Genomic DNA, 24,634 nt, shown 5'->3' with positions numbered 1-24,634 from the left:
CGGGTCGGGCCCGGAAACAGCCACGAGGCACGGCACGGCTGAGCCGCCGTCCGTTCGTGTCCTTAGACGTTGTTTCTTATGGCTGTCAGAGCGGTGTGAGAGCCTCCTGGCATGAGCTACGACCTGGCTGTTTGGGAGGGTGCGCGACCGGCGGACGACAAGAGCGCCCGCCGGTCCTTCGGTGACCTGTACGACCGCTATCTCGACGGTGAGGTCAATGAGCCTCCGTCCGAACGCATCGCGGCCTACGTCGCGGCGCTTCTTGAGCGGTGGTGTGACATCACCGAGGACGAGGACGAGGCGTCGCCCTGGTCGGTCGGGCCGTTGATCGACAGCGCAAGTGGTCCGCTGATCTACTTCGGGTTGGCCTGGGAGAGGGCTGAGGAAGCGTCGGCCTACGCGGTAGCGGTGGCGCAGTCCATGGGGTTGGTCTGTTTCGATGTGCAGCAGGACCGGCTCAGGCCGTGAGCAGGGGCTTTAACCGGCGGTAGCCGATCAGGGTCGCGGCTATGCCGAGGAAGGCGAGGAAGTGTTCAGCCTTGCGTTCGTAGCGGCGGTGGAGCCGTCGGCATCCTGCCAGCCAGGACACGGTTCTCTCGACCACCCAGCGGTGTCGACCCAGCCGCTGTGAGGGCTCGACGGCCTTGCGGGCGATGCGGTGGCGGATGCCCCGCCGACGGAGCATCGGCGCAGGTTGTCGTAGTCGTAGCCCTTGTCGGCGTGCAGTTTCGCCGGCAGTCGGCGCCGGGGCACACGGCGGGAGCGGATGGGTGGGATGCCGCGGACGAGCGGCTCCAGGCCCAGGCTGTCGTGCATGTTCGCGCCGGAGATGCCCAGGGACAGTGGTAGTCCGTTCCGGTCGGTAAATCAGGTGGATCTTCGATCCCAGCTTGCCGCGGTCGGTCGGATTCGGTCCCGTCAGTGGCCCCCTTTTGCAGCCCTCAGACTGACCGAGTCGATCGCGCACCGCGACAGTCCAACTCGCCCCGCGCTCCGAGTTCGTCGAGGATCACGCGGTAGAGCCGGGCCCAGACCTTGTCCCGGCTCCACTGGGCGAACCGGCGGTAGACCGTGGGCCAGGCGGGACCGAACACCGGCGGCAACTGCCGCCACGTGCAGCCCGACGTCGCCACGAAGATGATCGCCGCCAGGGCCTCACGGTCACCCGCCCGCCGCCGGCCACCGCCCTGCGGACGTATCACCACCGTCGGCGGCACCACCCGCCTGAACAACACCCACAACTCGTCCGGCACCAGCCGCTCAACGAGATCCGTCATGCACGGTTTAACGAGTGATCACGCCATAAGAAACGACGTCTAAGGGAAATCTTGTTTGTTCATGGCGTCCTCTACACATGGGCACCGGAGCAGGGGCGATTTAGTACGGACGCCGGTGTCGGCCCATGCCTTGGTGACGTGCGGATGGGCTCGCGCGATCCGCCAGGGTAGGTGGATGCCTCCGGCGTCGTCGGAATCGCTCGCAGCTGGGACCAGCGCGGCCAAGGAGACCGAGGGCGTCGATGCTGATAAGGCGCTTGCGGCCTGCGATCTTCTTGCCTGCGTCGATGCCCCTGGCAGGTCGCGAGCACGTTCGCGGAGGTTCTAAGGCTCTGCACGTCCGGCATACGCGCGGTCGGCTGTCTTCGACCGGCTCGGTGGGGTGCTGCGGTGATTGGTTCGGCAGGCCGAGGGCCGGGCCGGCGATCGGGCGGCAGTTATCGCCGTGGGATGCCGGCGCGGTCGAGGAAGGGGAACGCTTCCATGACCGGCGCAGGTCGCGCTTGGCGTTCCTCGCGGGAGCGGGTGCTGTCGACTCGCCGGCGATCAGCAGTATCCGGCACGCAAGCCACAGACGCGAAGGCGTCCGCGTGCGGTGGAAACATGGCCGTTTCCACCGCACGCGGACGCGGTTCGGTGCCAGTGGACCGGCTAGCCGATGGTGAGGAAGGTGTGCCAGTCATCCTCGTCGCGGCCGTTGGCGTCGCCCATCGGTGCAGTGGTGCCGCCCCGCCACAAGTACTGCCATCCTGTGGAGTTCGCGGCCCAGATGTCGGGAATGCCGTCGCCTGACGCGTCCGGTGTAGCCGCAGCGTCCGCGCGGCAAAGGCCCGGTGGACCAACGAGAAAGGCGCCGCGCTACAGATCCTCGTCGACCAGGACCTGTACAGAGCCGGCGGCCACGCCTCACTCGACGCCTACGCCGACCAGGTGCTGCACATCAGCCGGGACAACGTCTACAAGACCATCGAGGCCGCGACCGCGCTCCGCGCCGTCTTCGCTGCCCGCCGAGTGTCAGAAATTTTCGACACTCCCCCCAACATCGAGCGAGGACAGGAACCCACCCCGCCCCGGCCGGCCTCTCGACACAGTCGCGCGGTGATCAACAGCCACCGCGCCCGCCGACTCCGCGCCCTCGCCGCGACCTGCGCCGTCCTCGCCTCCCGCACCCGCGGACAGCTACGCCGAACAAGACGACGCCGATGGGAGCGGCTGTATCCTGACCGGCTCCTGCCCCCGGCCAGTTGACAGCTCTCCTGGAGATCACCTTCATGCATCTGAGGCCACGCCGACGACGCGTGCTCGCCGCTCTTCCCTTGCTGATATTCGGCGCGCTCCTGGCGGCGACCGCGAGCGCAGCCCCCGCGGCCCCGGCGTCGCCCGATGCTCTGGAGCCCGTCCGGATCGACCTGGTTCTCGACCTGTCCGGGTCGATGAACGAGAACGATGCCGGCGGCCAGACTCGCCTTGCCGCTGCCAAGCAGGCGGTCACTCGGATCATCGACACGGCCCCCGAACGGGCCCCGTTGGGGCTACGCGTCTACGGCGCCACGTATCCCGGAAAGGAAAAGAAGCAGGGCTGTGCCGACACGCAGCAGATCCTGCCAGTAACGCCGATAGACCAGGCGGCGCGTGCCGACGCCAAGAAGCGGGTCGCGGGCTTCAAGGCGGTCGGGTTCACGCCGATCGGCGTCTCGCTCCGCGAAGCCGCCAAGGACCTAGGCACGAGCGGCAAGCGCCGCATCATCCTGGTATCGGACGGTGAAGACACCTGCGCGCCGCCTCCTCCGTGCGACGTCGCCCGCGAACTCAAGGCCGAGGGCATCGACCTCGCCGTGGACGTGGTCGGATTCCGTACCCCCACCTCGGCACGTACCCAGCTGAAGTGCATCGCCGACGTGACCGACGGGTCGTACGCGGACGCCGACGACGCGGACTCGCTGACCGCCAACCTGCGCACCCTGTTCCGCAAGGAGTGGCGGACCTACCACGCCACCGGCAAGCCGGTCGAGGGCTCCCTCAACGGCTGCCAGGACGCTCCGCTGGTCACGCCCGGCCAGTACCTCGACATCGCCCGACGCGGCGTCGCCCACGGCTCCGGACTGGGCAAGGTGCGCTGGGTGGTCGAGCGCACCTTCGCGTGGCTGCACCAGTTCAAACGGCTCCGCACCCGCTACGAACGACGCGCCGACCTCCACCAGGGCCTGCTCGAACTCGCATGCAGCCTTATATGCCTTCGCCGCCTGCGAGCCTCACCGTGAAGCGGCCAACTGGCCAGGCTGAACCATCCCGGCCGCGCCTCGGTCAGAAGACGTCCGCGCAGATCGACGGATGTGCCGGGTGTGCCAGTCGCGACGTGCGGAAGCCACCCAGCCCGTTCCTGCGGGATTTCCGTCTCAGCAGGCGGGCGTGCCCGAGCGGTGGCTCGGAGTATCGCGGGCCGTTGAAGTGCGGTGCTCAGGAGTTCCGGGCGATGGGTTTGCGCATGTCGTTGCGGATCTTGTGGGTCATCACGGCGGCCTCTTCGGAACTGGTGGAGTTGGGGAACGACACCGACGCGATCGTGCTGGTGTCACCCCATCCGCATATGGTCCTCAGAGACGTCTTCGTGCAGCGGAACCTCACGTCCGCACCCGGGACGCTGATCATCCGGGCAGGCTCGATCACCTGGATGTCTGCCCCGCCCGCGGACATATAGCTGTCGCGCTTCGCGTCCACGAACTTGAACCGCCCGAACATGGCGGACACCGTGAGGGCATCGGGGCTGTTGAGCGCCTGGTTCTCAGCCTCGGAATTAGGCGGAAAGTAATAGACACTCAAGTCCTGGACGTCCCTCTCGAAGAGGCCGTCCTCAGGCGCTTCCGGTCCACTGGAGAGCGAACTGGAGCGACGGTACGAGCCGCCCAACAGGGTTTCAGGAACCGTGAGTTCGTGCGTGGCCTGGGGGAAGGACATGTCGGTGAGCTCGTAACCGCCGAACAGCGCGCCGCCCAGCAACAACACCGCCGCGACCATCGCGACAGTGCGTCGCCTGCCGCGCAGGAGTCGCCTCGGCCGGGGTGGACTCCCCGCCTCTGCGGCGGAAGACGCGGTACGGGAGCTGTCTCCCGGAAGAGCCGTCACCGTCGGGGCGCCGGCCACACCTCCGTCATCCGCGACTGGCGCAGCTGCCGTGGCGGTCGGCATCACTACGAGGGCCGCGGCACCATCTGGGACCGTCAGTGAGTGCCCAGCGGATGTGGGGTGCGGCGACGTACTGTGCCGGGCCGGGCCACGAGGCGCGAAGAGATCCAGCAGCCCCTCCGGGGTCGGCCGCTCGGCAGGGTTCTTGGCCAGGCAGGCGACCACCACCGGCCGGACGCCGGGCGGAACGCGGGACACGTCGGGCTCCTCGTGCACGGCCCGGTACATCTGCCCCATCGGCGTGCCCTCACCGAACGCTCGTCCGCCCGCAGCGGCGACCAGCACCGCACCCAGCGCGAACACATCGGCGGCCGGTCCGACCGCGAAGCCCTGCGCCTGCTCGGGAGCCAGGAAACCGGGAGTTCCGAAGGCCCCGCCGGTGTGGGTGAGCCGTGTCGATTCCAGAGCTCGGGCGATCCCGAAGTCGAGGACCCTCGGGCCGTCATCAGCCATGATGATGTTGCCGGGCTTCAGGTCACGGTGCACGAGACCGCACGCGTGAATCGCCTGCAGGGCCTCCGCCAGCGCCGCGCCCAGCCCTCGCAACGCGTCCTCCCCCATGGGGCCTTGCTCAGCGAGGAGCTCCGACAACGTAGGTCCGGCGATGTAGGCAGTGGCCATCCAGGGGGCCGGCGCCTCGGGATCGGCGTCGATCACCTGGGCGGTATGGAACCCGCCAACCCTGCGGGCGGCATCGGCCTCTGCACGGAACCGGGCACGGAAGTGGGGATCCGCTGCCAGCTCCGGCCGGGCGACCTTCACCGCCACCGCACGACCACCCCGCGAGCGGGCCAGATACACCGTCCCCATGCCACCCGCGCCCAGTTCACGCTCCACCGCATAGTCGCCCACGTGCTCCGGCAGATCCACGCCGCCCCCTCGCGCCCGCGCACCCCAGCCTCCCTGGCGTGCCATGCCACGCGCCAGTATCACCGAGCGCACGACCCATGGCCTACGGCTCCACACCCCATGGCTCTTTGCCCCAGGGGCGTTCCCGCCTCGGGGGCGTCCTCAACCCTCGCCGAAGCCGCGAAACGTACCGTCGCCTCCTACGGGCCCGCGGGCATCACCCCCAACATCGCCCGCCGTGGCACACGCATGTTTGGCTTGTGCAAAACCAGTGGTTTGTCGAGCGCACTCTCGCCTGGCACCACCAGTTCAAGCGACTGCGCATCGCTATGAGATACGCGCCGGCCTCTACCTCGCACCCATCCAACTCGCCTGCAACATTTTCTGCTTGAGACGCCTCAGAACCTCATTCTGAAATGATCAGTTAAAGGGGGGACCACGTTGGTCCCTCACCGGTCGACCGGGCCCGCCCCGGCTCCAAGCACCACCTGATCGTCGACCGGCACGGAACCCCGCTCGCCGTCACACTCACCGGCGGCAACCGGCACGACGTCACCCAGCTTCTTCCCCTGTTGAACGCGGTTCCCCCGATCCGGGGCCAGCGGGGACGCCCTCGGCGCAAGCCTCGGCGACTGTATGCCGACCGGGGCTATGACTTCGACAAGTACCGCCGCCTGCTGTGGAAACGCGGCATCAAACCCGTGATCGCCCGACGCGGTGCCGCCCACGGCTCCGGACTGGGCAAGGTCCGCTGGGTAGTCGAGCGGGCCTTCACCTGGCTTCACCAGTTCAAACGACTCCGCATCCGCTACGAAAGACGTGCTGACCTCCATCAGGGCCTGCTCGAACTGGCCTGCAGCCTCATATGCCTCCGCCGCCTGCGGACGTCGTTGTGAAACGATCAGTCAGTCGCTCAGGATGCGCTCCCACAGCAGCCCGTCCTGCCAGCTCCCGTCGAGGAAGATCGAGGAGTGCGCGACGCCGTAGGGGCTGAACCCGTTGCGGCGCAGCACCCGTTGCGACGGCAGATTCGCAAGATTTGTGGACGCCTCAGCGCGGTGCAACCCGAGTTCGTCCGTCATCACCTGGAGTACAAGCCCGAGGGCGCGGCCGGCGTGCCCTTGATTCTGGGCGACGCTGGAGATCCAGTATCCGACGGAACCGCGGCGCAGGTGCGGCTGCGGCAGTATGCCTCCGACGGTTATCTGCCCGATCACCTGGCCGTCGGCGAGTACCACGCCCGGCCAGACCGTGCCGGCCCGGTATCCGGCCAGGAGCTTGTCGATCCGCTCCGCCTGGCCCTCCGGGGTGAAGAAGTCGGCCGGCTGGGCCGGTTCCCACAACCGGAAAGCCTCGAAGTCCCGCACACGATGCGCGGCGATCGGGGCGGCGTCGGTGGACTCGATCAGGCGGATCCTGGTGCTGTTGTACATGGGCTGATCCTCGTCGCGGTGCGTCGGATGAGACCGGCCAGCCTATGCGAGCCGCAGGAGCCGACACTTCTGGCCAAGCGCTTCATTCTGAAACGATCAGTAAGGAAGCTCGTCATGAGCCTGTTCACCGGAACCGCCGGCTACTACCGCCAGTACCGCCCCGGCATCCCCGACGACCTCGCCCACAGCCTGGCCGCCTGCGCGCCGGGGACGGGCAGGACGGAGAAGTTGTCTTTCTCGACATGCACGTCGAGCTCGGAGGCTGCGGAGCCTTCATAGGTGGTGGCGAACGGGAACTCGTCGTACTCCTTGCCGCCGTCGGTGTAGGTCGCGCTCCAGGCGCGGGTGCAGTCGCGGACCGCTGATGAGACTCCTGGAAACGGCTCTGACCGGATCTGCGTGAACGCTCCTGTAGGTTCTTCCGGACTCCCGTGGGCGAGTCCGGAAGCGAAAGGGACTGACCGTGGCTGACGATCGGCTTGATGCCGAGTGGCTTCGCGGCTGGTGCGAGCAGGCGGAGGCGGCGCTCGCGAAGCTGATGGCGTCGTTCCAGGCGCGGTTTGGCTTCGAGCCGGGAAGCAACGAGGTCGTGCTCGCTTCGGAGGAGAGCCATCAGGCCACCAACGCGCTCGTGGAGCTGACACCGATTCCCTCGGATCTGACCACGATGTACTGGGTAATCGACAAGATCTCTTTGCCCGATGTGGAGAACGGCTACTTCGTCCATACGGCCTCGCTGGTCGCGGACCACTTCCGTGAGTACGGGGCTGTCCAGATCGACGGGGAAGAGCCTGCCCTGGTATTCGCCAGCGACGGGGGCGGCCATCTGTTCGCACTGGCCGGCTCAGGGCGGATTTGGAGGTCGACCACCGCCTCGTGGCTCGATCAGTTCGACCTTGCTGCATCCGGTCTTCAGGACTTCTTCGAGGGGCTCTCTCGGCAGATCAGCGGCCAGCCCTGACGGCTGGTCAAAGGGCGAGCCCGTTCCGGTCCGGGTGAGGATGCGAATCCTCAGGAGCCGGAACAAGGCCCGGCCGTACATGGTTCGTTTGATCGTTTTGACCCGATTTACGTTGCCCTCGACCTTGCCTGAGCTCCATTCGAGGGGGAGGCCGGCGGTGACGGCGTCGAGGTCCTGGCGCAAGAAGCCGGCGAACGAGCGGACCGGGGCGGGAGCATCCTGCTCGGCCTGCCGGATCCAGTCCGGCAGCATGTCGCCGCGGCGGCTTCCTCGGGAGGGTGCTCGATAGGCCGGCCGACCTGCTTTCGGCTACGGAGGAGGACGACGCAGCGCAGCGCATTCCGGCGCCTCACCTGCCGATGACTTCCGTGGGTCGGTCAGCTTGGGGGGATTTCCAGGTCGATGGTGGGCAACCCCCAGGGTTCCAGGATGCCGGTGCAGTACTCGGCGAGGAATTGGACTGCGCCGCCGCCGTAGTGCCACCAGGCTCCGCCGCGGGAAGCGACCGTGACGACCCAGTCCTGTGGCGTCGGTCCTGTGGTGCTCCACATGAACTTGTCACTGTCGCAGGACTCGCCCCAGGGCAGCAGTCCTCCAGGTGCAGGGTGGGCCAGCAAGCCGGGAGCGGGTTCCAGCCAGGCGGCGGCAAGCACTTCGAGGGTGTGACGGATGCTCTGAAGGGCCTGGCCCTCTTCACCCGGCTCGGGGAGCTGAACGAGAAGGAAGCCCCCGATGTCGAAGGTCGGGTACCACTCCGCCAGGTGCTTGAAGTCGGAGGGCAGCCGGGTGCCCAGATTTTCCTCGAACTGGGCCCAGTCGATGACGGCCGGCGCTGGCCGGCGCAGGTCGGTCAGTCCAGGGACAGCACGCTCCAGCAGCGCGAGAGCTTCCTCCGGATCGGTTATGCGGCGCTGCGGCGTCTGCGTGCTGATCAGTTCGTCATCCATGAGTCGCAGCGTGCCACAGACATCTGAGAGGGAGTCTTTGGGTCCGGTTCCACCCCGTGGGGTGGAACCGGAACAGTGTCCCGCCGTGAGGGACCGGCGGATGCGAGCACGGCCTGCGCCCACGTGGCCGCGCTCGCTTCTCCGGTGGTGTGTCAGTTCTCGAGCTGGAGCCGGGCCTCGGCCGTGTTCGTGCGGGGGAAAGACATGTCGAAATTGGTGCGCGTTCCCCAGCCGCACGCGTCCGCGCTGTCGGCGCCACCGTTGCCGGCGTGCACGTGGACGAAGGCGCAGTCGCCGTCTGCACGGGTGTCCTCGACCCAGCCGTAGACCTTGAGGGTGGTGCCGGAGCAGCGCAGTGTCCAGTGGGCCTTGGCTCCGGGGATGACCGGAGAGGCGGATGAGGGGCAGGATGCCGCGCTCGCGGGGCCGGCGGCGGTCAGAGCGAGCCCGGCGGCGAGCACGGTCGCGGACAGGGCGGAGACAAGCGTTTTGTGGGAAAGCATGTGCATGGGCCTTTCGAGAGGGAGGAGTGCAGCTAGGGGGCGGGGGTGTAGTGCACGACGGCCGTCTCGCACGGGCCGTCCGCGTACACGGTGAGGGCGTCGATCTCGCCCTGGTCCGCCGCCAGGCCCCAGCGGAGCTTCGTTCCGACCCATTCGCCGAGGTAGCGGCAGGTCGCTTCCGAGGCCAGCGGCATCCACTCCCGGGGGTCCTGATCGGCCTTCTGGCGGTTCGAACGGGCCGAAACCGCGACCAGAGAGGTGGCCGCGGTCTGGTCGTTGGCGTAGGCCTCCCGGCGCTTCGCGTCCCACGCGGAGGCTCCGGAGTCCCAGGCTTCGGCGAGCGGGACCATGTGGTCGATGTCGAGCTTGCCGGGGTCGGTGATCTCTTGGCCGTCGTAGTACGAGATCCAACGGCCGCCAGTCAGCTTGCAGCCGGCACTCACCGTCGGGGCCTCGATCGCCTCCGTCAACAACACCTCCGCGCGCGTGTTGCAGCCATCAGCCGGATCCAGACCGGTGTTCCAATGCCGGAACTTCTCCCGGCTGTAGCCGTCGCGGGACTCGTCGGCGACCGGGATCTGCTGCACCGCATCGGCGAGGGCCAGCACCTCGGCAACAGCCGGCACAGCGGAAGCGGCGAGCGCGGTCTGCGGGACGGTGAGCGGGGTCAGGGCGAGGGAGAGCGCGGCAACGCCGCGCAGCATGTTCTAGATCACGACCGCAGGGATAGCGGTCCCGGCCGCCGCACTCGGCACTATCGGGCGGGAAGTCAGTCTCCTGGGGGAATGGGTTCACCAGGGAAACGATCAACCGAAAGCCGGCCGGGCGGGTGCCCCCTCCGGACGCGCGAAAGCCCCGACCGCAGGAGGAGCGGAAACGCTCCCGCACCCGAAAGCAGCAGAGCTGGCGCACGTTGCCCACCTGGGCAAGGGGCGCAGGCATCCATCGGCTGTCACGGATCGATCAGTGGAGGCCGGTCATCCGGCCCGTTGGGTCGTCTCTCCAGCCTGTGCAGGTACCGCGGGAAGGGGGACGGTGCAGGAGGCGCAGCGCCGGGCCTGGGCGGGGGCGGGGCTCAGGCACTCGGGGCAGTCCCGCTTGGGGGCCTGGACGTCGTGGTGCGGGGCGAGGCGTTCGTGCAGCTTGTTGATCGGCAGTACGACGAGGAAGTACAGGGCACTGGCGAGGAGAAGGAAACTGATCGCGGCGTTGATGAAGGCGCCGTAGGGGAACTGCGTGGCGCCCACGGTGAAGGTCTTGCGGCTCATGTCGCCGGTGGCGCCCGTCGCCAGCCCGACGAGGGGTGTCAGGAAGGCGCCGACGAAGCCGTTGACGACAGCGGTGAACGCCGCTCCGATGACGATGCCGACGGCCAAGACGACCACGTTGCCGCGCAGGATGAAGCTGCGGAAGCCCTTCACCTTTTCACCCCTTACAGGCCTTTGACGTCTACGGGTGGCGCCGAAGGCACAGTCGCCCGCCGCCTTTGTCCCAGATGCCCTGCCACGCCTCACCCATGCCTGCTGGACGCGCAGTGCCTACTCGGGGTGTGCGACTGGCACTGCAACTGCGAGGGGGCTGCAGCGTGGCGGTTGCTCGTGTTCTCTGACGTGGCGGGTAGGAGGGGGTGCATCTGTCAGCGGTAAGGGAAGGGGCGGTTGTGAGTGGAGCGTTGGTTGCGGGCGGGTGGGGGCTGTTTGCGGGTGCGGCTCTGCTGGTGGGGGCGGCGTTCGGTTCGCTGGTGCGGGTCCCGCCCCGGCTGATCGCGCTGGTCATGGCCTTTGGCAGCGGTGTGTTGATGTCCGCAGTGTCGTTCGAGCTGATCGCTGAGGCGTACGAACGCTCCGGCATGGTGCCCGTGGTGGCGGGGGCGGTCGGTGGTGCGGCCGTGTATTCGGGAGCCAACGCACTGCTGGCGCGCCGCGGTGCGCAGCACCGTAAGCGCTCAGGCGAGCAGCAGCCGTCCGAGGCCGAGGCCCCGGGGTCGGGCAACGCCATCGCGTTGGGGGCACTGCTGGACGGAATCCCGGAGTCCGTCGTCATCGGCACCAGTTTGCTGGGAGGCGGGCAGCTGGGGGTGGCGACGGTGGGGGCGGTGTTCATCAGCAACCTGCCCGAGGGCCTGGCGAGTGCCGCCGGTATGCGCGGCGCCGGGCGTAGCCGCAGGTACGTGTTCGGGCTGTGGGGGACCATCGCCGTGATCAGCGGCCTCGCTGCGCTCGCCGGGTACGCGTTGCTGGGCGGGGTGTCCGAGACGGTGATGGCGACGATCACCGCGGTGGCGGGCGGGGCGATCCTGGCGATGATCGCCGACACGATGATCCCCGAGGCGTACAGCAGGGTGCACCTGTTGACGGGGCTGGTCACGGTGGTCGGCTTCTTGTCGGCGTTCGCCCTGGCTCAACTGTGAGAAGCGGGGGCGTGGTGGGCAGGGCGCCGCTCCGGCCTCGGGCTCCCCAGCACCCTCGTGCCACGCGCACACGGCTGACGCGTGAGGTCACATACGCTTCTGACGCCGCTCGAGCGGACCGTGCCCAGGATGTAGATATGAAGGGCAGCCGCATCAACCCTGCTGACAGGGCCGGACCGGCCGCGGCCCTTCCCGTCGGGAACCGTGCCGTCCCCCGAGCGGCACGGTCCTGACTTCCACCCGGACCACATGCGGTCCAGTCGAGAGCAGCGGTGAACTGTGCGTGTTCGGCATCCAGCCGGCACGCGCGCGTCTGGGTGCGAGTCTTGGCGAACCACCCGCGCCGGTCGCCGTTCCGGAAGGCGGCTCTCCTGGCGGCGTGAACCGGTCCTTTCGGCCGTCTGGAGCAGTTGGCTATGCTATGCGGCACGTGCTTCGTCTGTGCGTACCGCGGCCTAGACCCACCTCTGGCCGAAGGCGAACCTGAGCGGCCGCTCGGAAGGCGTGAACAGCGGTGCCCGCAGACGCCTCCGTGACGTCCCGCGCACTTGGCACGCCGGGGTGGGACGGCACGGCCAGCGCGCAGGAGCTGTCATGACGACCAGGAACACCACGCACCAGCAGCGCATCGCCAAGGATTTGAACGCCGCAGTGGGATGCGGCTACCAGGAGGCACTGCGCCGTGTCAGGCAAGCCGCGGCCGCCGGCCGCCTGCCCTCCCCCCTCGACGCCCGAGGACGAGCGGCAGCCGTGGATTTTCTGACCCGTGAAGCCACGATCACGTCAGCTGGCCAGGCAGCTTCTGTCGGCAGCCTCCCGCCCACGTCACAGCCCGCTTTGCCGCCGAGGTGTGCCTGGCCGTGGGGTGCGGAAGCTGCCGCGCTTGCATCCCTTGCCCCGGGGACGGTGACGGGTCTGGTGTCCCTGCCGACGGTCGGCCGCTCCACTCTGGCGCTGAACGTCGCCCTGCACAACGCAGAGCAGAACATCGGCGCACTGTTCTCCTCCGGGGAGATCACCAGCAAGGCCCTGGGCCAGAAGGTCATCGCTGCCAAATACGGGTTCGACGTACGGTCGCAGGTGCCTCCCGGCGGCTGGGAGGCGTTCAGAGCCACCGCGGTGCCCGAGCTCGACGCCACCCCTCTGGTCCGGCACGGCGCACGAGTGGGTACCCCCGCGCGCGACAGCCTCCGAGCGGGTCTGCTGGCCGCAGCCCGCAGGGGCTTCGCGCTAAGGCTGTGGGTCGTCGACTCCCTCTGGCACTTCAGCGACTTCACCGACGTGGGGCAGGACACCGCCGCGACCATGGCAGAGCTCCGTGCCCTGGCCCGCGAGTACAGCCTGGCCGTCCTGGTCACTTCTCAAGTTGTCACCGAAGATGCGGACGACTCTGGCGTCCCGGTCACCACCACGCATCTGCCGCCAGGCATGGCCGCATACAGCGACCGGGTCCTCGTTTTGGATCGGCCAGGCGCCCAGGGGAGCTGGGAGGCCACCACCTACCCTTCCGCCGCCACCCTGCGTCGGGTCTCGGGTCCGGTCCCGGCGATTGAACTCGAGCTGGAGCCGGAACACTGCCGCTTCGTCCGCATCTGACGGCATCCCTGTTGGCCTGGCCCTGGCGAAACCGTCGGGGCCAGGCCGGTGTGACCAGGACGGAGACCAGCAGGCGGGTGAAGTCTCTACCGGCGGATACGGTCGGTACTGAGGTCGTCGAGCACGACAAACCCCTGCGCCGAGCGCATTCCGCGAGGCCTCCCAGGGGGACTCAGCCCCACGACGCGCGCGCTCTGGGCGCCCGCCACGTGACTTGACGGCCTGTCGGGTCCACGTGTACGTGAACGGCTTTCTGTTCGGCACCGACTGCAGTGGTGATCGGGCCGGGCGGGGAGCGGTGCTGTCAGCGGGGACTGACGATGTGGCGCAGGATGTTCTCGATGTCGATGCGTGTGGGGGTGTGGGTGCCGGCGAGGCCGCGCAGGGTGAGGCCGTTCATGGCGACGGCGGCGACGGCGGCGGTGAGGGGCTCGGTGTAGCGGGTGAGGGTCTGGGTGCTGAGCTCGATGGAGCGGTCGGCGATGGGCCGCAGGGCGGGGCGGCGAAGGGCTGCGAGGTAGAGCTCGAACTCCATGACCTGCTGGTCGCGCTGGGGGCCGAAGCATCCCAGCAGTGCGTCGGTGAGGAGGACAACGAGTTGCTCTGGCGTGAGGTCCGGCCGCTGGCCGGCCCAGTCGTCGAGGTAGGCGGCGTAGCGGTCGACGGCACGCTCGAGGGCGGTGGCGATGAGGTCGTCCTTGGTCGCGAAATGGTAGGTCGTCGCCCCCAGCGGGACTCCGGCTTCCTCTGCCACCGCGCGGTGGGTCAGGCCCTCGATCCCGCGCTCGGCGATGACCCGCTCCGTGGCCGCGGTGATCTCCTCGATCCGCCGCTGCGGGTCGCGCTTGCGGCGCGCTGCCGTTGCGGTCTTCGGGTCTGACACGGAGAATCCTGCGCGAGCTCGCGGGCCACCCGGGCTTCTGCCTCGGTCGGCGGGGCGACGTCGATGTCCCAGGTCTCCCAGACCTGGGCGATCTCCACCCTGGTCGCCCGGCGCTGGTCCTCGTAGGCGGTGGGTGGCAGAGGCCGACTGCTCGACCCGTCACTCAACTCGAAGTCGTCCATCCCGGGACCGTACGCCGCCGCCCCCGGGCCGTCCGGCAGGCCGGGAGTGATTGCCCCGCAATCACGCGTCATCGGCCACCGCCGCGCAGCACACGGCATGAATCATTTCGAGAACTCTCGAAATGATTGCCCAGCCAAGTCCACGACGGTGAGTATGGCAGCGCCGTCAGGAAGTGCCCGTTGGCGCCTTGTGCCCAGGAAGCGGGGCCGCCTGCGGCGCGAGCACATATGGGCGTGACAAGAGTCTTGCTCAATGAGGCCGTTTACCAGTCGGCGTCTTCGCCTTGTGGACCTGCAATCGGCACGGCAGGGATGCTCGGTTCCAGGAGAGAGGTCCGCCTGGCGGCCTCGTACGGAGAAATGGAGGAACGATGACGCGCAGAAGACGCGCGGCCGGAATAGTGGTGTGGCTGCTTGCTGTCCTCTTGCTGGGCTCCGCAGCCGGCGGAGCGCAGGCTCTCCCACTGGTGCGGGCTGCCGACATGCCAGAGGGGACCGTCCAGGCGGCGAGTTCATGGTGGCATCCGTGCCTGCCGGGAGACTTCGACAAGCCACCGAAGATCACACCGCTGGCGCGATCGTACAACGTCAAGCTGGTAGCGAAGACTTCGGTGAAGAACATGCTTGACGTGCAGCAGACGATGAAGCTCTTCGCAGGCGAGAAGTTCTCCACGGAGGTCGAGACGTCCGTCAAGGCTTCTCTGGAGGGTGAACGCGTTCTGAAGGCTGCGTTGGAAGCGGGCTGGACACATAAGGTCTACGAGGAGAAGACCAAAAGCGTCGAACAGGTATGGACAGTTCCCGCCGGCAGGCATCTGCAGGCCGAGGTATGGCTGAAAAGCCTGTACATGGTCTACAGGTCGACAACTTACGTCGAAGTGACGAACGGTCCTTTCGGCAGTTTCTGGTGCCGTGACAGTGAGAAGACCTCGCTTCCCCGAGTGGCCACCATCCCCTCCTCTGATCACTTCTGCTGGTGGTATGGAGAGGACGGCACGACGTGCGACAAGGTGTGGGACCACGGTAGCCCGGGCGGTGGCGGCGTCCCGCCCGGCGGAGGGACACCCCCGCCGCCGACCGGCCCTCAGCCCGTGACCGACGTGCGCGGGCTGGCCGACGGCACGTTGCTCTCGACCACGGACACCGGCCGCGTCTACAAGATGGTGGGCGGTGCACCGGTTTGGCAGGCGACGTGCGAGGACGGGATCTGCGCTTCCACGCCACGCCCGACCACGCAGGCAGTCATCGACGCCGGCCCCCGCACCCCGCGCAACGGCTCGACAGCCGTGGACCAGCGAGGGCGGGTGTACCTGTTCGTGGGCGGAGCTCCGCTGTGGCAGGAAAGCTGCGAGGCGCCGGTCACCTGTGGCACGCCGGTGAAGGTCTCGTCGTGGTCCGTCGACGCGCGCGACCACATGAATCAGCGGCCTGCGGACGGCCAGCTGGTGCAGGCCAAGGCAGGTTCCACCGATCTGCCAGTATCGGTCACCGTGGGCGGCGCCTTGATTCCGTTCGCCACCCCTCAGGAAGTCATCGACGCAGGCTACGGCAGCGACTGGGCCGGTCGTGTGGTCGCCATCTCGCCCGGCAGTTACAACGGCCTGGGCACCATCCCCGCCGACGGCACGCTCGTTCAGGGCGCCTCGGGTGGCGTCTCCACACCCGTGGCGATGATCCTCGGTGGCGCAGCCGTACCCTTCGCCAGCCCCCAGGAAGTCATCGACGCGGGGTATGGCCACGACTGGCCCTCCAAGGTCAGGGGCATCCCTTCCCGACACTTCCACTCCCTGCCGCCCATTCCGCAGGACGGCACCCTGATCCAGGGCTCGCTCGGCTCCACTCCGGTGGCTGCCATCATGGGCGGTGGCCGCGTCAACTTCGCCAGCCCGCAAGAGGTCATCGACTCCGGCTTCGGCACTGACTGGCCGTCCAAGGTTCGGGCCGTTCCGGCCCGGGCATTCAGTGCTCTGCCGACGCAGTTCGTGGACGGCACCCGTCTCGGCAAGGTCGGGGCGACGTCGGAGGCCGCGGTGGTCGGCAGCGCGAGGGTGGACTTCCACTCCGAGTCGGAGCGGAACGACGCCGGCTACGGCGACAAGCCCCTCTGGAAGCTCCCTGCTCGTGTGTGGGACGGCATGACGCCCCTGATCGCGGACGGTACGCGTATCGCCAAGAGCGGCACGACCGGCGAAGCCGCCGTCGTCGGCGGCGCGAGGGTGGACTTCCACTCCGAGTCCGAGCGCAACGACGCCGGCTACGGCGACGAGCCCCGCCAGGTCGTCCCCGCCCGCGTCTGGGACGCCATGACGACCCGCATCGCCGACGGCACCCGCATCGGGAAGAGCGGTTCGACGGGTGAGGCCGCGGTGGTGGGTGGCGCCAGGGTGGACTTCCATTCCGAGACGGAGCGGAACGATGCCGGCTACGGCGAAAAGCTGCTGCAGATGGTGCCTGCTCGTGTGTGGGACGCCATGACGACCCTGATCACGGACGGCACCAGGATTGCAAAGAGCGGTTCGACGGGTGAGGCTGCCGTGGTGGGTGGCGCGAGGGTGGACTTCCACTCCGAGTCCGAGCGCAACGACGCCGGCTACGGAACGAAACCCCGGCAGGTCATCCCGGCTCGCGTGTGGGATGCGATGACCACTCAGATTGCCGACGGGACCCGCATTGTCAAGAGTGGTACGACCGGTGAGGCTGCGGTCGTGGGTGGCGCGAGGGTGGCTTTCCACTCGATGGAGGAGCTGCTGGGTGCTGGTTATGGCACCAAGCCGCGGCAGGTCATCCCGGCTCGCGTGTGGGATGCGATGACCACTCAGATTGCCGACGGGACCCGCATTGTCAAGAGTGGTACGACCGGTGAGGCTGCCGTGGTCGGCGGCGCGAGGGTGGCTTTCCACTCGATGGAGGAGCTGCAGGGCGCTGGTTATGGCACCAAGCCCCGGCAGGTCATCCCGGCCCGCGTCTGGGACAGCATGACGACCCGGATCGCCGACGGCACCCTCATCAAGGCACCAGGTTCGCCGGACGTGTGGAGGGTCTCGGCCGATCGAAGGCAACTGGTGACGGAGATCGGCACCACCGTCTGGACCGTGCCCCAGCGCGTGATCGACGCCATTCCCGTGGGGTGAGCCAGCCGCCGGTTCGCCAGCCGGGGTGGTGGGCGCCCGATGCCACCACCCCGGCCGCGCGCCGCCTCCGACTCTTCGCCCGTCTGCCCCTAAGCTCCTTCCACCGCAGCGAGGTGGGGGGAAGTGGGAAGGTGACTGCTCGCATAGTTCGGCTCGGGCCCCTGGAACAGGTGACGGTTCACGTGCGCCGTCACCCAGGGGCAACACTGTTCTCCATCCTCAAGGATGTCTTCGCGGGACACGGTCACGGGGTACCGCCCCTCTGGCGGGAGACCGTCTGCCGCGCGATCCCCACCCGCGCGGCCACCGTCGCAGGTCCGATGCTCGCCGCACGCGACTGCTGGATCCCCGATCGCGTCGCGCTCGTGGAGAACCTCGGTACGTCGAACATGGCCACGCTCGTCAAGGACCTGGCCGAGACCGACCCGGACCTCCTGGCCGCCGAGGTGGCGACGTTCCACTCCACCTCCATACCGCCCGGCTGGCGGCGCCTTGTGGACGATCCGACCGGCTTTCTCACCGCGTACCGACAGCTCGTCGACGCCGCCTGGACAGCCTTCGCTCCCCTGTGGAAACAGGCGGACGCCCTCATCGGCAGAGAGACGGAGCGGATCGGCGTCGCCGTCGTCACCGGCGGCCTCGACGGTCTGCTGGCCGGTCTCGGCAGCAGTCTCCGCTACGAGGAGGGAACGCTACGGCTTCCCCACTCCTGCCCCACCCACCTCACGAACCTCGGCCGGCGGCCCCTCGTGATGGTGCCGCTGGCCTCCGGGCATCGCGCTCACATGTACGGCGCCGAACGGAGCGACGCGCTCTGGATCGGATATCCGGTCCCAGGTCTCGGCCGCCTGACAGGCGGCCAGACGCACCCCCACGTTCCCCTCGATGAGACCGACGCGCTGGGAGCCGTTCTGGGCGAGGTCCGGGCGGAGATCCTGCGCCACCTCACCCACACCCCGACGGTCAGCGATCTCGCCCGCCACCTCCGAGTCGGTGTCAGCACCGCCACATACCACTGCCAGCATCTCGCGGCGGCCGGTCTCCTGCACCGCGAGCGTCACGGCAGGGAAATCCGCCTCCTGCCGACGGAACGCGGAGCCGCGCTCGCGCAGCTCCTCGCGATGCCTTTCCCACCGGTGAGACCGTAGAAGCGACCCCGCACCTTGGACGCCGAGCGAGCCGGCAGCGTCGTCGCGAGCCCCCGGCCGCCTTCACTCACTGAATCGACTGGTACAAACACCACCGACTCCACCCCGGCGTCGCAGGCCAAACCCCCGTCCGCCGCGTCACCCACCTGACCGGGCACCAGCCCGGGTCGATCTCCGAGAGGGCAGCGGCGCGCTCGGGGGAGAGCGGCGCCGTCTTCCTTCGGGCAGCCGCACGGTGGTTCTTCAGCCGGCGGCCTACGGGGTAGCCGTCGAGGTTCGCTTCGACCGGTGCGGCCAGGCCGGCGCCGGACACAGCGGCCCAGGCGGGCGACCGCGGCGAGGCCCTCGTCGATGGGGACGCCGAACGGGCCCCAGACGATGCCGAGATGAGGGATGCGCGGGCTGGTTGCCTCAGGTAGGTGCAGTCCAGGTGGGCCCAGTTACGATCGGCGGAAACGAAAAGGTCCCAGGGCAGTCCTCCTACCTTTGGCAGAACTACGGAACGTACAACGACTGGCTCGCAATGATGGGGTACAGATAAATGGATAACCCGTCGGTGGACTGGTTCGACGACGAGCGCCTTGATAATGAAATCAAGGGCATGACCTCAGCTCAACGCCACCAAGCGGCATATCTGGCTCTCAGGCGCCTTCGGGGGCCGCTGCTCGGACTGCCGATCCCTCAGGAATGGGGGATTACCCCGGAAGTCCTGCAGGGTGTCCTTGATGCAGGCGGGGCCAGGCTTGACGGTGAACCGAGTGAAAGCCTTCACCACGCCGTCGCGGACCTCGTGAGGGCTCCGGTGTTCGCTGGAAAAGTCGATTTCGACCCCGATGACGACGAGATTTTCCTGCTGGAGGTGATGTCTTCTTGGATTGTCTTGGAAGGCGCCCTAGGGGGTATGGGTGAGGACCTCATTCTCGAAATGATTAATCGAGCCCGACAGCTGTCGAACTCCATCGACGTGGCTGTGGAAGCTAGTTTGCCGATTTCGGGTGAAGCCTCTCGGCGGGAATATATTCGGACGGTAGATAATGATCTCGCCAGATATGGACTCGAATATTTCGGGACCAGGAACATCGAAATTGAGCGCGAGTGTCACAGGTCAATTCTTGCTTCCAGTGGAAGAGACTTGGGCGCGCGCGAAGGGGAAGTGCTGACCCTATGCGATGAGTTCAGTCGATAGGTCCTGTCAGTCCTGCGTCAAAGTAGGTCATTCGGCTGATCCCTTTGCGGGGCTGCGCGAAGTCAAGCCGCCGTGCATCCCTTCGAGCGGCGCACCGTGGCTTGACACGCGTCATACCTGCGAGTGCCGGCTTGCTGGCCTTGAGGTCGACGCGCAGCCGTCCTCTACGACCAGCACATGTCGAGGGCCGACAGTTCCTCGACCCGCTGCGGTACGCGGCGATCAGCATGGACGCCATGCCATCGTGTCGGAGGCATCCGTGGCGCGATCAGCGTCATCCGCTTCCAATCGTGCGCGAAGCCGGGCTCGGTGTACTGCAGAACCTCCTGGCAGTTGCTGACCGCCTCGCCGACGAGCTGGTGAACCGCCTGCCGCAGCGGCTCGGGCATCGGGGTGCTGTCCATAGCCGCAGGCTAGAGGGGCTGCGCACCCGCGTACCGGAGTCGCGCCCCTAGCTCACCTGGACGGGCTAGGCTCGCTCCCGGCCCGTGCCGGAATGGAGCGCGCGGGACAGGCCCCGGTCCCCGTGACGGGACGCAGTACGGCCGGGGCCGCCCCCGCACCGGGTCGGCGGTGCCGCGGCTATCAGGTCTCGGGCCCGTCGTCCTGACTTTCAGGAGAGGTATCGGTTTTTTCATCTTCGGCGTCTGTGAACGACAGCTGCTCGGCCTCCTCCTCGTCCTTGTCGGCAGTGTCGTGCCCGGCGCCTGCCGCCAACGAAGCCACAGCGATGTCAGCGAAGCTCGTATGCGGCAGCAGCGTGGCGATATCGAGCTTCGGCTGGTTCGCGGCGAACTCCTGCGCGATCTTGCGGACCGAGCTGTTGAGCATGTCCCTCTGGAAGGCGGTGTACTCGTCAAGAGTTCGTCTGACCGAGGCAAATGGATCGACCCGGCTCGCGGCCACCAGCTTGCTGATTTTCGCCAAGTCGGGCTGGAGAGAGGCGACCTGCTCCGCGAGCCGCCGCGCCGGGGCGCTGGCGGTGTCGAGCTTCGAGAGCGTCTCCGACACCTGCTGTTGAAGCAGACGCTCTGCCTGGCCCGTACCTTGCAGATTCCGGACGGCCCTTCGGGAGAAGCTGGCCACCCGCTCCTTGAGGCGCTTCAAGACCTCCGTGATCGACGTGTCCGACGTGTCCGGGGCTGACGGCTCGCTCGTCCTGAGGACAGTAGGTGACTCGTCTTCGTCCTGCGCCGAGAACAGGACCTTCATGTCCCACACGCAGGCGACGTACCGGGCGCCGACCCCGGCTCCATTGCCCGCGAGCCCGTACAGCAGCCAGGTCGCATTCGCCGTGTACCAGACGTTGCCCTCGATCTCGTGGCCCGTGACGTCCGTGACGCTGAGCAGCTCGACCTCGGGCTGAGCGAGCCATTCGCTCCACTCCACCGTGGTGTCGCCGGCTTCCAGGCCGATGAATCCGGTCGGCGAGCTGAGAATCTCCAGCGCCGTCTGGGCCACCCGGCCCCGGACGGACAGCGACCGCAGCAGCTCGGCCGCAGCGGCCTCCGCGTCCTTCCCGGACACTTCCGTGCTGAACCGGGAGACGACCTCGTCGAAGTCCTTCATTACAGTGAGCCGGTGTTCGAGACCGCGCACGTCCTCGTTCATCGGGTATGGGAAGGACGTTCCGTCGCCGAAGTCCGTGCTGTTGTTCGTGACGAAGTAGGCGTGCTCGTCCGGATTCGCCTTGAGGAACTCGAGCACGGAGAACCAGATCGCCACGTCGCGGGGCCCTCAGAATGGTCCTTGGACCGCTTCGCTGGCGGAAGATGCATCGCTTCACGGGCGAGCGCCCTCCGCGCGACGTCTCCACTGGTCTCGATCACCTCGAAGATCTCGCCGTAGGCGGCCCGCCAGTGTTCGAGGAGCCGTTCTACATCCAGCAGCTCGAGCGCGCTCTCCACCTTCCAGGGAAGAACGTCCTGCAGCTTCTCCAGCGCCTTCAGTACCGACCCGTGCCTGTCCGGGTAGAAGTGAGCCTGGTGTGCCGACATCTCCTCCAGGACCACCCAGGGAACGGCCACCCGGTGGTGCCCCGATCGGCGCAGCTTCCGGATGAAGTCAGCCCGAGGGCCCTCCAGCGGAAGAAGATTCACCGCGTTCGTATCAAAAATGATCAACCCAACCTCCGTGCAGGTGAATGTGGGCGGGCCTGTGACGGCGTGAGGTTCCTGCTCGTGTCACATCCCGAAGTGGCTTTCGACCTGCTGGGCGATCGACCAGGCCAACCTGTTCAAGTCCGGCTGGTACACCGGCAGGTCCTGCTGGTCGACGATCCCGGCCTGTTGGAGGTACGCGGTGATCTCGCGGAGGACCAAGCCCGCGAGGGACTCTTCGTCCTGGTCGATCGGGGCTGCGCCCTCGTCGTCGCTCCACGTGCCGTACGGGACCTGCTCGGTGTCCATGGCGTGACGATAGCCGGGACGCCTACGGTGTCCGGACTGAAACGGTGCCCTCCACCCCAGGACATGTCGTCACCGGCGATGACGCGCGCCCGGCTGGTGAAAGACTGGGGGTATGAGGGCCATGTGGTCCGGCATGATCCAGTTCGGGCTGGTCGCGCTCCCGATTCGGCTGTATGCGGCCACGCAGGAGCACTCTGTGCGCCTGCACGAGATCCACGTCGCCGACGGGCAGCCGGGTCGAGCACAGGCGTTTCTGCAAGGCGGAGGACCGGGAGATCCCGTACGAGGAGGTCGGGCGCGGCTACGCCCTGCCCGGGGGCCGCATGGTGCCGCTCACAGAGGAGGACCTGGCGCACCTGCCTCTGCTCACACGCAAGACCGTCGAGGTGCTCGGCTTCGTCCCGGGCCAGGACATCGACCCGATCGCCTACGGACGGCCGTACTACGCGGGCCCCGGCGGACCAGGTGCCGACCGGCCATACGCCCTGCCGTGGCGAAGGCCGCTCTACGTAGTCGCGGGCGCCTGGCGCTGCTGCGGCCCCGGCACGGCTTGCTCGTCCTCCAGACTCTCCCGGTGGGAGGAGGAACTGCGACACCCCGGAGACCTCGCACTAACCACCCCGATCATCGACCGAGAACTGGAGCTCGCCGAAACGCTGATCCGCGAGTTGACCGGCATCGATGTCAGCGCGGTCCACGACGAATATGCACACGCCCTGGAGCAGCTCGTCGCCACGAAGGTCAGCGGCGGCCACCCCGCCGAACCGGCCGAAGTGACCCCCGTGGTCGACCTGATGGCCGCACTTGAGGAGAGCGTACGAACCGCCGCACAGACCCGTGAGAAGCGCTGATGACGACCGATCGGACTATTCGCCCCGAGCCTTTCCCGGCAACACGTGCAGGGTCGTCTCCCTGCGGAGAGTGACGACCGTCTGACATCAAGGAGTGATCATGACCACCACCCGTTCACGCCAGGCACTGATGTCGGCTAGCGCCCTGGTTCTCATCACCGGGGCGGTCGCCTGCGGCAGCTCCGGCAACGACGCTCTGCCACCCACGAGCAGCTGGCAGCAGGGACAGACACAACAGCAGACCCAGAAGGCCCCAGTCCTCTCCGCTGGCCAGACCCTGAGCATCAAGACCACCCCCATCCAGCTGGCGACTCCGATCCCCGCCGGATCGGCCGATGTCACGCTCGTCTCGGTGACCGAGGCCAAGACCCTGCCCAGCAAGACCGGTGTCACGACCAAGATCGCACCCGACGAGGAGTTCGCCGTCCTGACCTTCAAGGTCAAGAACACAGGTGAAGACAAGTTCGACACCTACGTGCTCGACCAGGCCCGCTGGACAGGTGAGGACGGGTACGCGGTGAACGCTGGCAACGCCGTCTTCACGGACCACGAGCCCGGCACCGCGGTCCCGTACCCCGCCTTCCACAACCAGGTCAACCCGATGCCTGGCGAGTTTGTGCTCGGCACGTCGGTCCTCGTCATTCCGGCCACCCAGCCCGGAACACTGCACTTCACCGATCGCAACGGCAACCCGCTGTTCGACGTGGCGACGAAGGGGAAGTAGAGAGCACGCTCACCGGCGTACGTCGACCAGACGATGCGCGCCCCGGACGGTCGACCGTCCCCGCCGAGGTCGACGCGGCCAAGTAGAAGGCGGCCCCGGGCCTGGCGGTGCCCCTTTTTCGGTTCCGGTCGCGCCTGCACTCGGCGACTGGCTGGGAGGGCCGGGCATGCCTGCGGCGTTCATGTTCACGGACGGACGGCTACGCAGCGCGAAAGCCGGATCCGGCACCTGGAGCAGGCTGTCCGCCCCTACTTCACCAGCACCCCGTGCCCAGTCGGGCGGTGGGCATTACGGCAACGCACCACGGGCCCCGGGGGGATCAGCCATGACATCCCCCGGGCCCGGCTCGGGGGAGGCACCGTCCAACGACGCTGCGCCCCACCGCCAGGGGCGTTACCGGCGGGCGACTGACCCGGAGCAGGGGGACCACTTCCGGGAATCTGCGGTACACCTGGCGGCATGAAGCTGAAAGATCTCGGCCCGCTGATGGCTCGCCGCCAAGCCGGCGGTCTCAGCTACGACTACGACTACTTCCGCGCCGATCCGCTGGTGGCCCCACTGCAGTGGCCGGACGACGTGCTCGAACAGTTCCTCTACGACTTCGGCGACAACCCGGCCTTCGTGAACGACTACGGCAGGATCGACCTGCGCGCGATCGGGTGGCGGCTCGAGACGGTCCCGGCTGCGGACTTCCACGAGATGCCGACCGGGGCGTCCGATGCCGGCTGCATCGAGGAGCTCGCCGAGAATCCGGTCCACTGGGTCACGGTCCGGCCGCCAGAGGTCGGCCGCCAGTGGGAGGAGCACGGGACGTGGCTGCGCCCGCCGCTCCTGATCAACCGGTGTCTCCTGGTCCCGTCCGACCGTGGGCTGCGGGTCGTGGAGGGCCGAATGCGCGTGGGCGTTCTGCGCGGCCGTCTGCGCCAAGGGCTGCATGTCGCGTCCCACCACCTGGCATGGGC

General features: G+C 67.8%; 22 protein-coding genes and 7 pseudogenes. 16 read left to right on the top strand and 13 right to left on the bottom strand.

From position 1 onward, the window contains the following. Positions 1-111 precede the first annotated feature (111 nt). Positions 112-468 carry a hypothetical protein gene (locus tag ACFY7C_RS37180; protein ID WP_389660247.1) on the top strand — a complete coding sequence of 119 codons (357 nt, stop codon included), beginning with the start codon at positions 112-114 and terminating at the stop codon, positions 466-468. Here the strand turns inward: ACFY7C_RS37180 and ACFY7C_RS37175 are convergent. Together ACFY7C_RS37175 and ACFY7C_RS37170 are read right to left on the bottom strand one after the other, a co-directional pair. Beyond that, positions 458-1,277 (bottom strand): annotated as a pseudogene (locus tag ACFY7C_RS37175) (IS5 family transposase). The gene ACFY7C_RS37180 and the pseudogene ACFY7C_RS37175 sit on opposite strands and share 11 nt — an antisense overlap. Before the next feature lie 99 nt (positions 1,278-1,376). Further along, a pseudogene (locus ACFY7C_RS37170) lies at positions 1,377-1,621 on the bottom strand (IS5/IS1182 family transposase); the annotation flags it as partial. A 586-nt stretch (positions 1,622-2,207) separates the two neighbouring features. Here ACFY7C_RS37170 and ACFY7C_RS37165 point away from each other — a divergent pair. The 3 genes and pseudogenes from ACFY7C_RS37165 to ACFY7C_RS37155 form a co-directional block, all read left to right on the top strand. Then, positions 2,208-2,525: a hypothetical protein gene (locus ACFY7C_RS37165; protein WP_389660244.1), complete on the top strand. Its 318-nt coding sequence runs from the start codon at positions 2,208-2,210 to the stop codon at positions 2,523-2,525. Between the two features lie 23 nt (positions 2,526-2,548). After that, positions 2,549-3,208 (top strand): annotated as a pseudogene (locus tag ACFY7C_RS37160) (VWA domain-containing protein); the annotation flags it as partial. A gap of 138 nt (positions 3,209-3,346) precedes the next feature. Continuing rightward, positions 3,347-3,538 (top strand): annotated as a pseudogene (locus ACFY7C_RS37155) (transposase); the annotation flags it as partial. A 196-nt stretch (positions 3,539-3,734) separates the two neighbouring features. On the opposite strand, the gene ACFY7C_RS37150 reads toward ACFY7C_RS37155, so the two are convergent. After that, complete coding sequence (locus tag ACFY7C_RS37150; protein WP_389660241.1) at positions 3,735-5,330, bottom strand: serine/threonine-protein kinase; 1,596 nt, start codon at positions 5,328-5,330, stop codon at positions 3,735-3,737. A gap of 161 nt (positions 5,331-5,491) precedes the next feature. Here ACFY7C_RS37150 and ACFY7C_RS37145 point away from each other — a divergent pair. Further along, positions 5,492-5,724, top strand: a pseudogene (locus tag ACFY7C_RS37145) (IS5/IS1182 family transposase); the annotation flags it as partial. A 16-nt stretch (positions 5,725-5,740) separates the two neighbouring features. Further along, a pseudogene (locus ACFY7C_RS37140) lies at positions 5,741-6,205 on the top strand (IS5 family transposase); the annotation flags it as partial. 9 nt (positions 6,206-6,214) lie between these two features. On the opposite strand, the gene ACFY7C_RS37135 reads toward ACFY7C_RS37140, so the two are convergent. Beyond that, complete coding sequence (locus ACFY7C_RS37135) at positions 6,215-6,742, bottom strand: GNAT family N-acetyltransferase (RefSeq protein ID WP_389660238.1); 528 nt, start codon at positions 6,740-6,742, stop codon at positions 6,215-6,217. A 114-nt stretch (positions 6,743-6,856) separates the two neighbouring features. Between ACFY7C_RS37135 and ACFY7C_RS37130 the strand changes: the two genes are divergently transcribed. Both ACFY7C_RS37130 and ACFY7C_RS37125 read left to right on the top strand, forming a co-directional pair. Beyond that, positions 6,857-7,021 carry a hypothetical protein gene (locus ACFY7C_RS37130; RefSeq protein WP_389660235.1) on the top strand — a complete coding sequence of 55 codons (165 nt, stop codon included), beginning with the start codon at positions 6,857-6,859 and terminating at the stop codon, positions 7,019-7,021. Positions 7,022-7,205: 184 nt separating this feature from the next. Further along, positions 7,206-7,703: a hypothetical protein gene (locus ACFY7C_RS37125; RefSeq protein WP_389660232.1), complete on the top strand. Its 498-nt coding sequence runs from the start codon at positions 7,206-7,208 to the stop codon at positions 7,701-7,703. 36 nt (positions 7,704-7,739) lie between these two features. Here ACFY7C_RS37125 and ACFY7C_RS37120 read toward each other — a convergent pair. From ACFY7C_RS37120 to mscL, 5 genes and pseudogenes are all read right to left on the bottom strand, one after another. Beyond that, a pseudogene (locus ACFY7C_RS37120) lies at positions 7,740-7,955 on the bottom strand (transposase); the annotation flags it as partial. Positions 7,956-8,080: 125 nt separating this feature from the next. Next, a complete protein-coding gene (locus ACFY7C_RS37115) occupies positions 8,081-8,650 on the bottom strand; it encodes an SMI1/KNR4 family protein (RefSeq protein ID WP_389660229.1) in 570 nt (189 codons plus the stop codon). A 152-nt stretch (positions 8,651-8,802) separates the two neighbouring features. Next, positions 8,803-9,153, bottom strand: a complete 351-nt coding sequence (locus ACFY7C_RS37110; protein ID WP_389660226.1) for a hypothetical protein — start codon at positions 9,151-9,153, stop codon at positions 8,803-8,805. 32 nt (positions 9,154-9,185) lie between these two features. After that, positions 9,186-9,857 carry an HNH endonuclease family protein gene (locus tag ACFY7C_RS37105; RefSeq protein WP_389660223.1) on the bottom strand — a complete coding sequence of 224 codons (672 nt, stop codon included), beginning with the start codon at positions 9,855-9,857 and terminating at the stop codon, positions 9,186-9,188. 273 nt (positions 9,858-10,130) lie between these two features. After that, a complete protein-coding gene (gene mscL, locus ACFY7C_RS37100; protein WP_389660220.1) occupies positions 10,131-10,574 on the bottom strand; it encodes a large conductance mechanosensitive channel protein MscL in 444 nt (147 codons plus the stop codon). A 239-nt stretch (positions 10,575-10,813) separates the two neighbouring features. On the opposite strand from mscL, the gene ACFY7C_RS37095 reads away from it, so the two are divergent. Both ACFY7C_RS37095 and ACFY7C_RS37090 read left to right on the top strand, forming a co-directional pair. Further along, the gene (locus ACFY7C_RS37095) at positions 10,814-11,563 is read left to right on the top strand and encodes a ZIP family metal transporter (protein WP_389660218.1); all 750 of its coding nucleotides are present in this window, start codon (positions 10,814-10,816) and stop codon (positions 11,561-11,563) included. 594 nt (positions 11,564-12,157) lie between these two features. Further along, positions 12,158-13,159, top strand: coding sequence for a hypothetical protein (locus tag ACFY7C_RS37090; RefSeq protein ID WP_389660215.1), 1,002 nt, complete (start codon positions 12,158-12,160; stop codon positions 13,157-13,159). A 304-nt stretch (positions 13,160-13,463) separates the two neighbouring features. Here ACFY7C_RS37090 and ACFY7C_RS37085 read toward each other — a convergent pair whose 3' ends face one another. Then, positions 13,464-14,042 (bottom strand): TetR/AcrR family transcriptional regulator, encoded by a 579-nt coding sequence (locus ACFY7C_RS37085; protein ID WP_389660212.1) that lies wholly within the window; start codon positions 14,040-14,042, stop codon positions 13,464-13,466. Between the two features lie 553 nt (positions 14,043-14,595). Here ACFY7C_RS37085 and ACFY7C_RS37080 point away from each other — a divergent pair. The 3 genes from ACFY7C_RS37080 to ACFY7C_RS37070 all read left to right on the top strand — a co-directional run bounded on the left by ACFY7C_RS37080 (position 14,596) and on the right by ACFY7C_RS37070 (position 19,689). Beyond that, positions 14,596-17,355 (top strand): hypothetical protein, encoded by a 2,760-nt coding sequence (locus ACFY7C_RS37080; protein ID WP_389660209.1) that lies wholly within the window; start codon positions 14,596-14,598, stop codon positions 17,353-17,355. A 320-nt stretch (positions 17,356-17,675) separates the two neighbouring features. Continuing rightward, a complete protein-coding gene (locus tag ACFY7C_RS37075) occupies positions 17,676-18,503 on the top strand; it encodes an ArsR/SmtB family transcription factor (RefSeq protein WP_389660206.1) in 828 nt (275 codons plus the stop codon). Positions 18,504-19,059: 556 nt separating this feature from the next. Next, positions 19,060-19,689 carry a hypothetical protein gene (locus ACFY7C_RS37070; protein ID WP_389660203.1) on the top strand — a complete coding sequence of 210 codons (630 nt, stop codon included), beginning with the start codon at positions 19,060-19,062 and terminating at the stop codon, positions 19,687-19,689. Between the two features lie 164 nt (positions 19,690-19,853). Here ACFY7C_RS37070 and ACFY7C_RS37065 read toward each other — a convergent pair whose 3' ends face one another. From ACFY7C_RS37065 to ACFY7C_RS37055, 3 genes are all read right to left on the bottom strand, one after another. Then, entirely contained in the window at positions 19,854-20,093 is a 240-nt protein-coding gene (locus tag ACFY7C_RS37065; protein ID WP_389660200.1) for a hypothetical protein, read from the bottom strand. A gap of 181 nt (positions 20,094-20,274) precedes the next feature. Beyond that, entirely contained in the window at positions 20,275-21,414 is a 1,140-nt protein-coding gene (locus ACFY7C_RS37060; RefSeq protein ID WP_389660197.1) for a hypothetical protein, read from the bottom strand. Between the two features lie 458 nt (positions 21,415-21,872). Then, the gene (locus ACFY7C_RS37055) at positions 21,873-22,097 is read right to left on the bottom strand and encodes a hypothetical protein (protein ID WP_389660194.1); all 225 of its coding nucleotides are present in this window, start codon (positions 22,095-22,097) and stop codon (positions 21,873-21,875) included. A 173-nt stretch (positions 22,098-22,270) separates the two neighbouring features. Between ACFY7C_RS37055 and ACFY7C_RS37050 the strand changes: the two genes are divergently transcribed. The 3 genes from ACFY7C_RS37050 to ACFY7C_RS37040 all read left to right on the top strand — a co-directional run. Further along, positions 22,271-22,948 (top strand): Ku protein, encoded by a 678-nt coding sequence (locus ACFY7C_RS37050; protein ID WP_389660191.1) that lies wholly within the window; start codon positions 22,271-22,273, stop codon positions 22,946-22,948. Positions 22,949-23,048: 100 nt separating this feature from the next. After that, positions 23,049-23,672: a hypothetical protein gene (locus tag ACFY7C_RS37045; RefSeq protein WP_389660188.1), complete on the top strand. Its 624-nt coding sequence runs from the start codon at positions 23,049-23,051 to the stop codon at positions 23,670-23,672. A 459-nt stretch (positions 23,673-24,131) separates the two neighbouring features. Continuing rightward, positions 24,132-24,634 (top strand): hypothetical protein (locus tag ACFY7C_RS37040; protein WP_389660185.1); only part of this gene is annotated, 503 nt, incomplete at its 3' end.

This window comes from Streptomyces sp. NPDC012769 (genome assembly GCF_042901205.1).
GTDB lineage: Bacteria > Actinomycetota > Actinomycetes > Streptomycetales > Streptomycetaceae > Streptomyces.
Note: the sequence above shows the minus strand (reverse complement) of the source record. Positions and strands in the feature narration are given on the sequence as shown.

Coding starts and splice junctions, on each gene's coding strand:
- ACFY7C_RS37075 (WP_389660206.1), top strand. CDS start 17,676: ATGCTCGCCGCACGCGACTGCTGGATCCCCGATCGCGTCGCGCTCGTG.
- ACFY7C_RS37110 (WP_389660226.1), bottom strand. CDS start 9,153: ATGCTTTCCCACAAAACGCTTGTCTCCGCCCTGTCCGCGACCGTGCTC.
- ACFY7C_RS37090 (WP_389660215.1), top strand. CDS start 12,158: ATGACGACCAGGAACACCACGCACCAGCAGCGCATCGCCAAGGATTTG.
- ACFY7C_RS37065 (WP_389660200.1), bottom strand. CDS start 20,093: ATGGACAGCACCCCGATGCCCGAGCCGCTGCGGCAGGCGGTTCACCAG.
- ACFY7C_RS37115 (WP_389660229.1), bottom strand. CDS start 8,650: ATGGATGACGAACTGATCAGCACGCAGACGCCGCAGCGCCGCATAACC.
- ACFY7C_RS37105 (WP_389660223.1), bottom strand. CDS start 9,857: ATGCTGCGCGGCGTTGCCGCGCTCTCCCTCGCCCTGACCCCGCTCACC.
- ACFY7C_RS37050 (WP_389660191.1), top strand. CDS start 22,271: ATGCGGCCACGCAGGAGCACTCTGTGCGCCTGCACGAGATCCACGTCG.
- ACFY7C_RS37055 (WP_389660194.1), bottom strand. CDS start 22,097: ATGGACACCGAGCAGGTCCCGTACGGCACGTGGAGCGACGACGAGGGC.
- ACFY7C_RS37135 (WP_389660238.1), bottom strand. CDS start 6,742: ATGTACAACAGCACCAGGATCCGCCTGATCGAGTCCACCGACGCCGCC.
- ACFY7C_RS37045 (WP_389660188.1), top strand. CDS start 23,049: ATGACCACCACCCGTTCACGCCAGGCACTGATGTCGGCTAGCGCCCTG.
- ACFY7C_RS37080 (WP_389660209.1), top strand. CDS start 14,596: ATGACGCGCAGAAGACGCGCGGCCGGAATAGTGGTGTGGCTGCTTGCT.
- ACFY7C_RS37130 (WP_389660235.1), top strand. CDS start 6,857: ATGAGCCTGTTCACCGGAACCGCCGGCTACTACCGCCAGTACCGCCCC.
- ACFY7C_RS37180 (WP_389660247.1), top strand. CDS start 112: ATGAGCTACGACCTGGCTGTTTGGGAGGGTGCGCGACCGGCGGACGAC.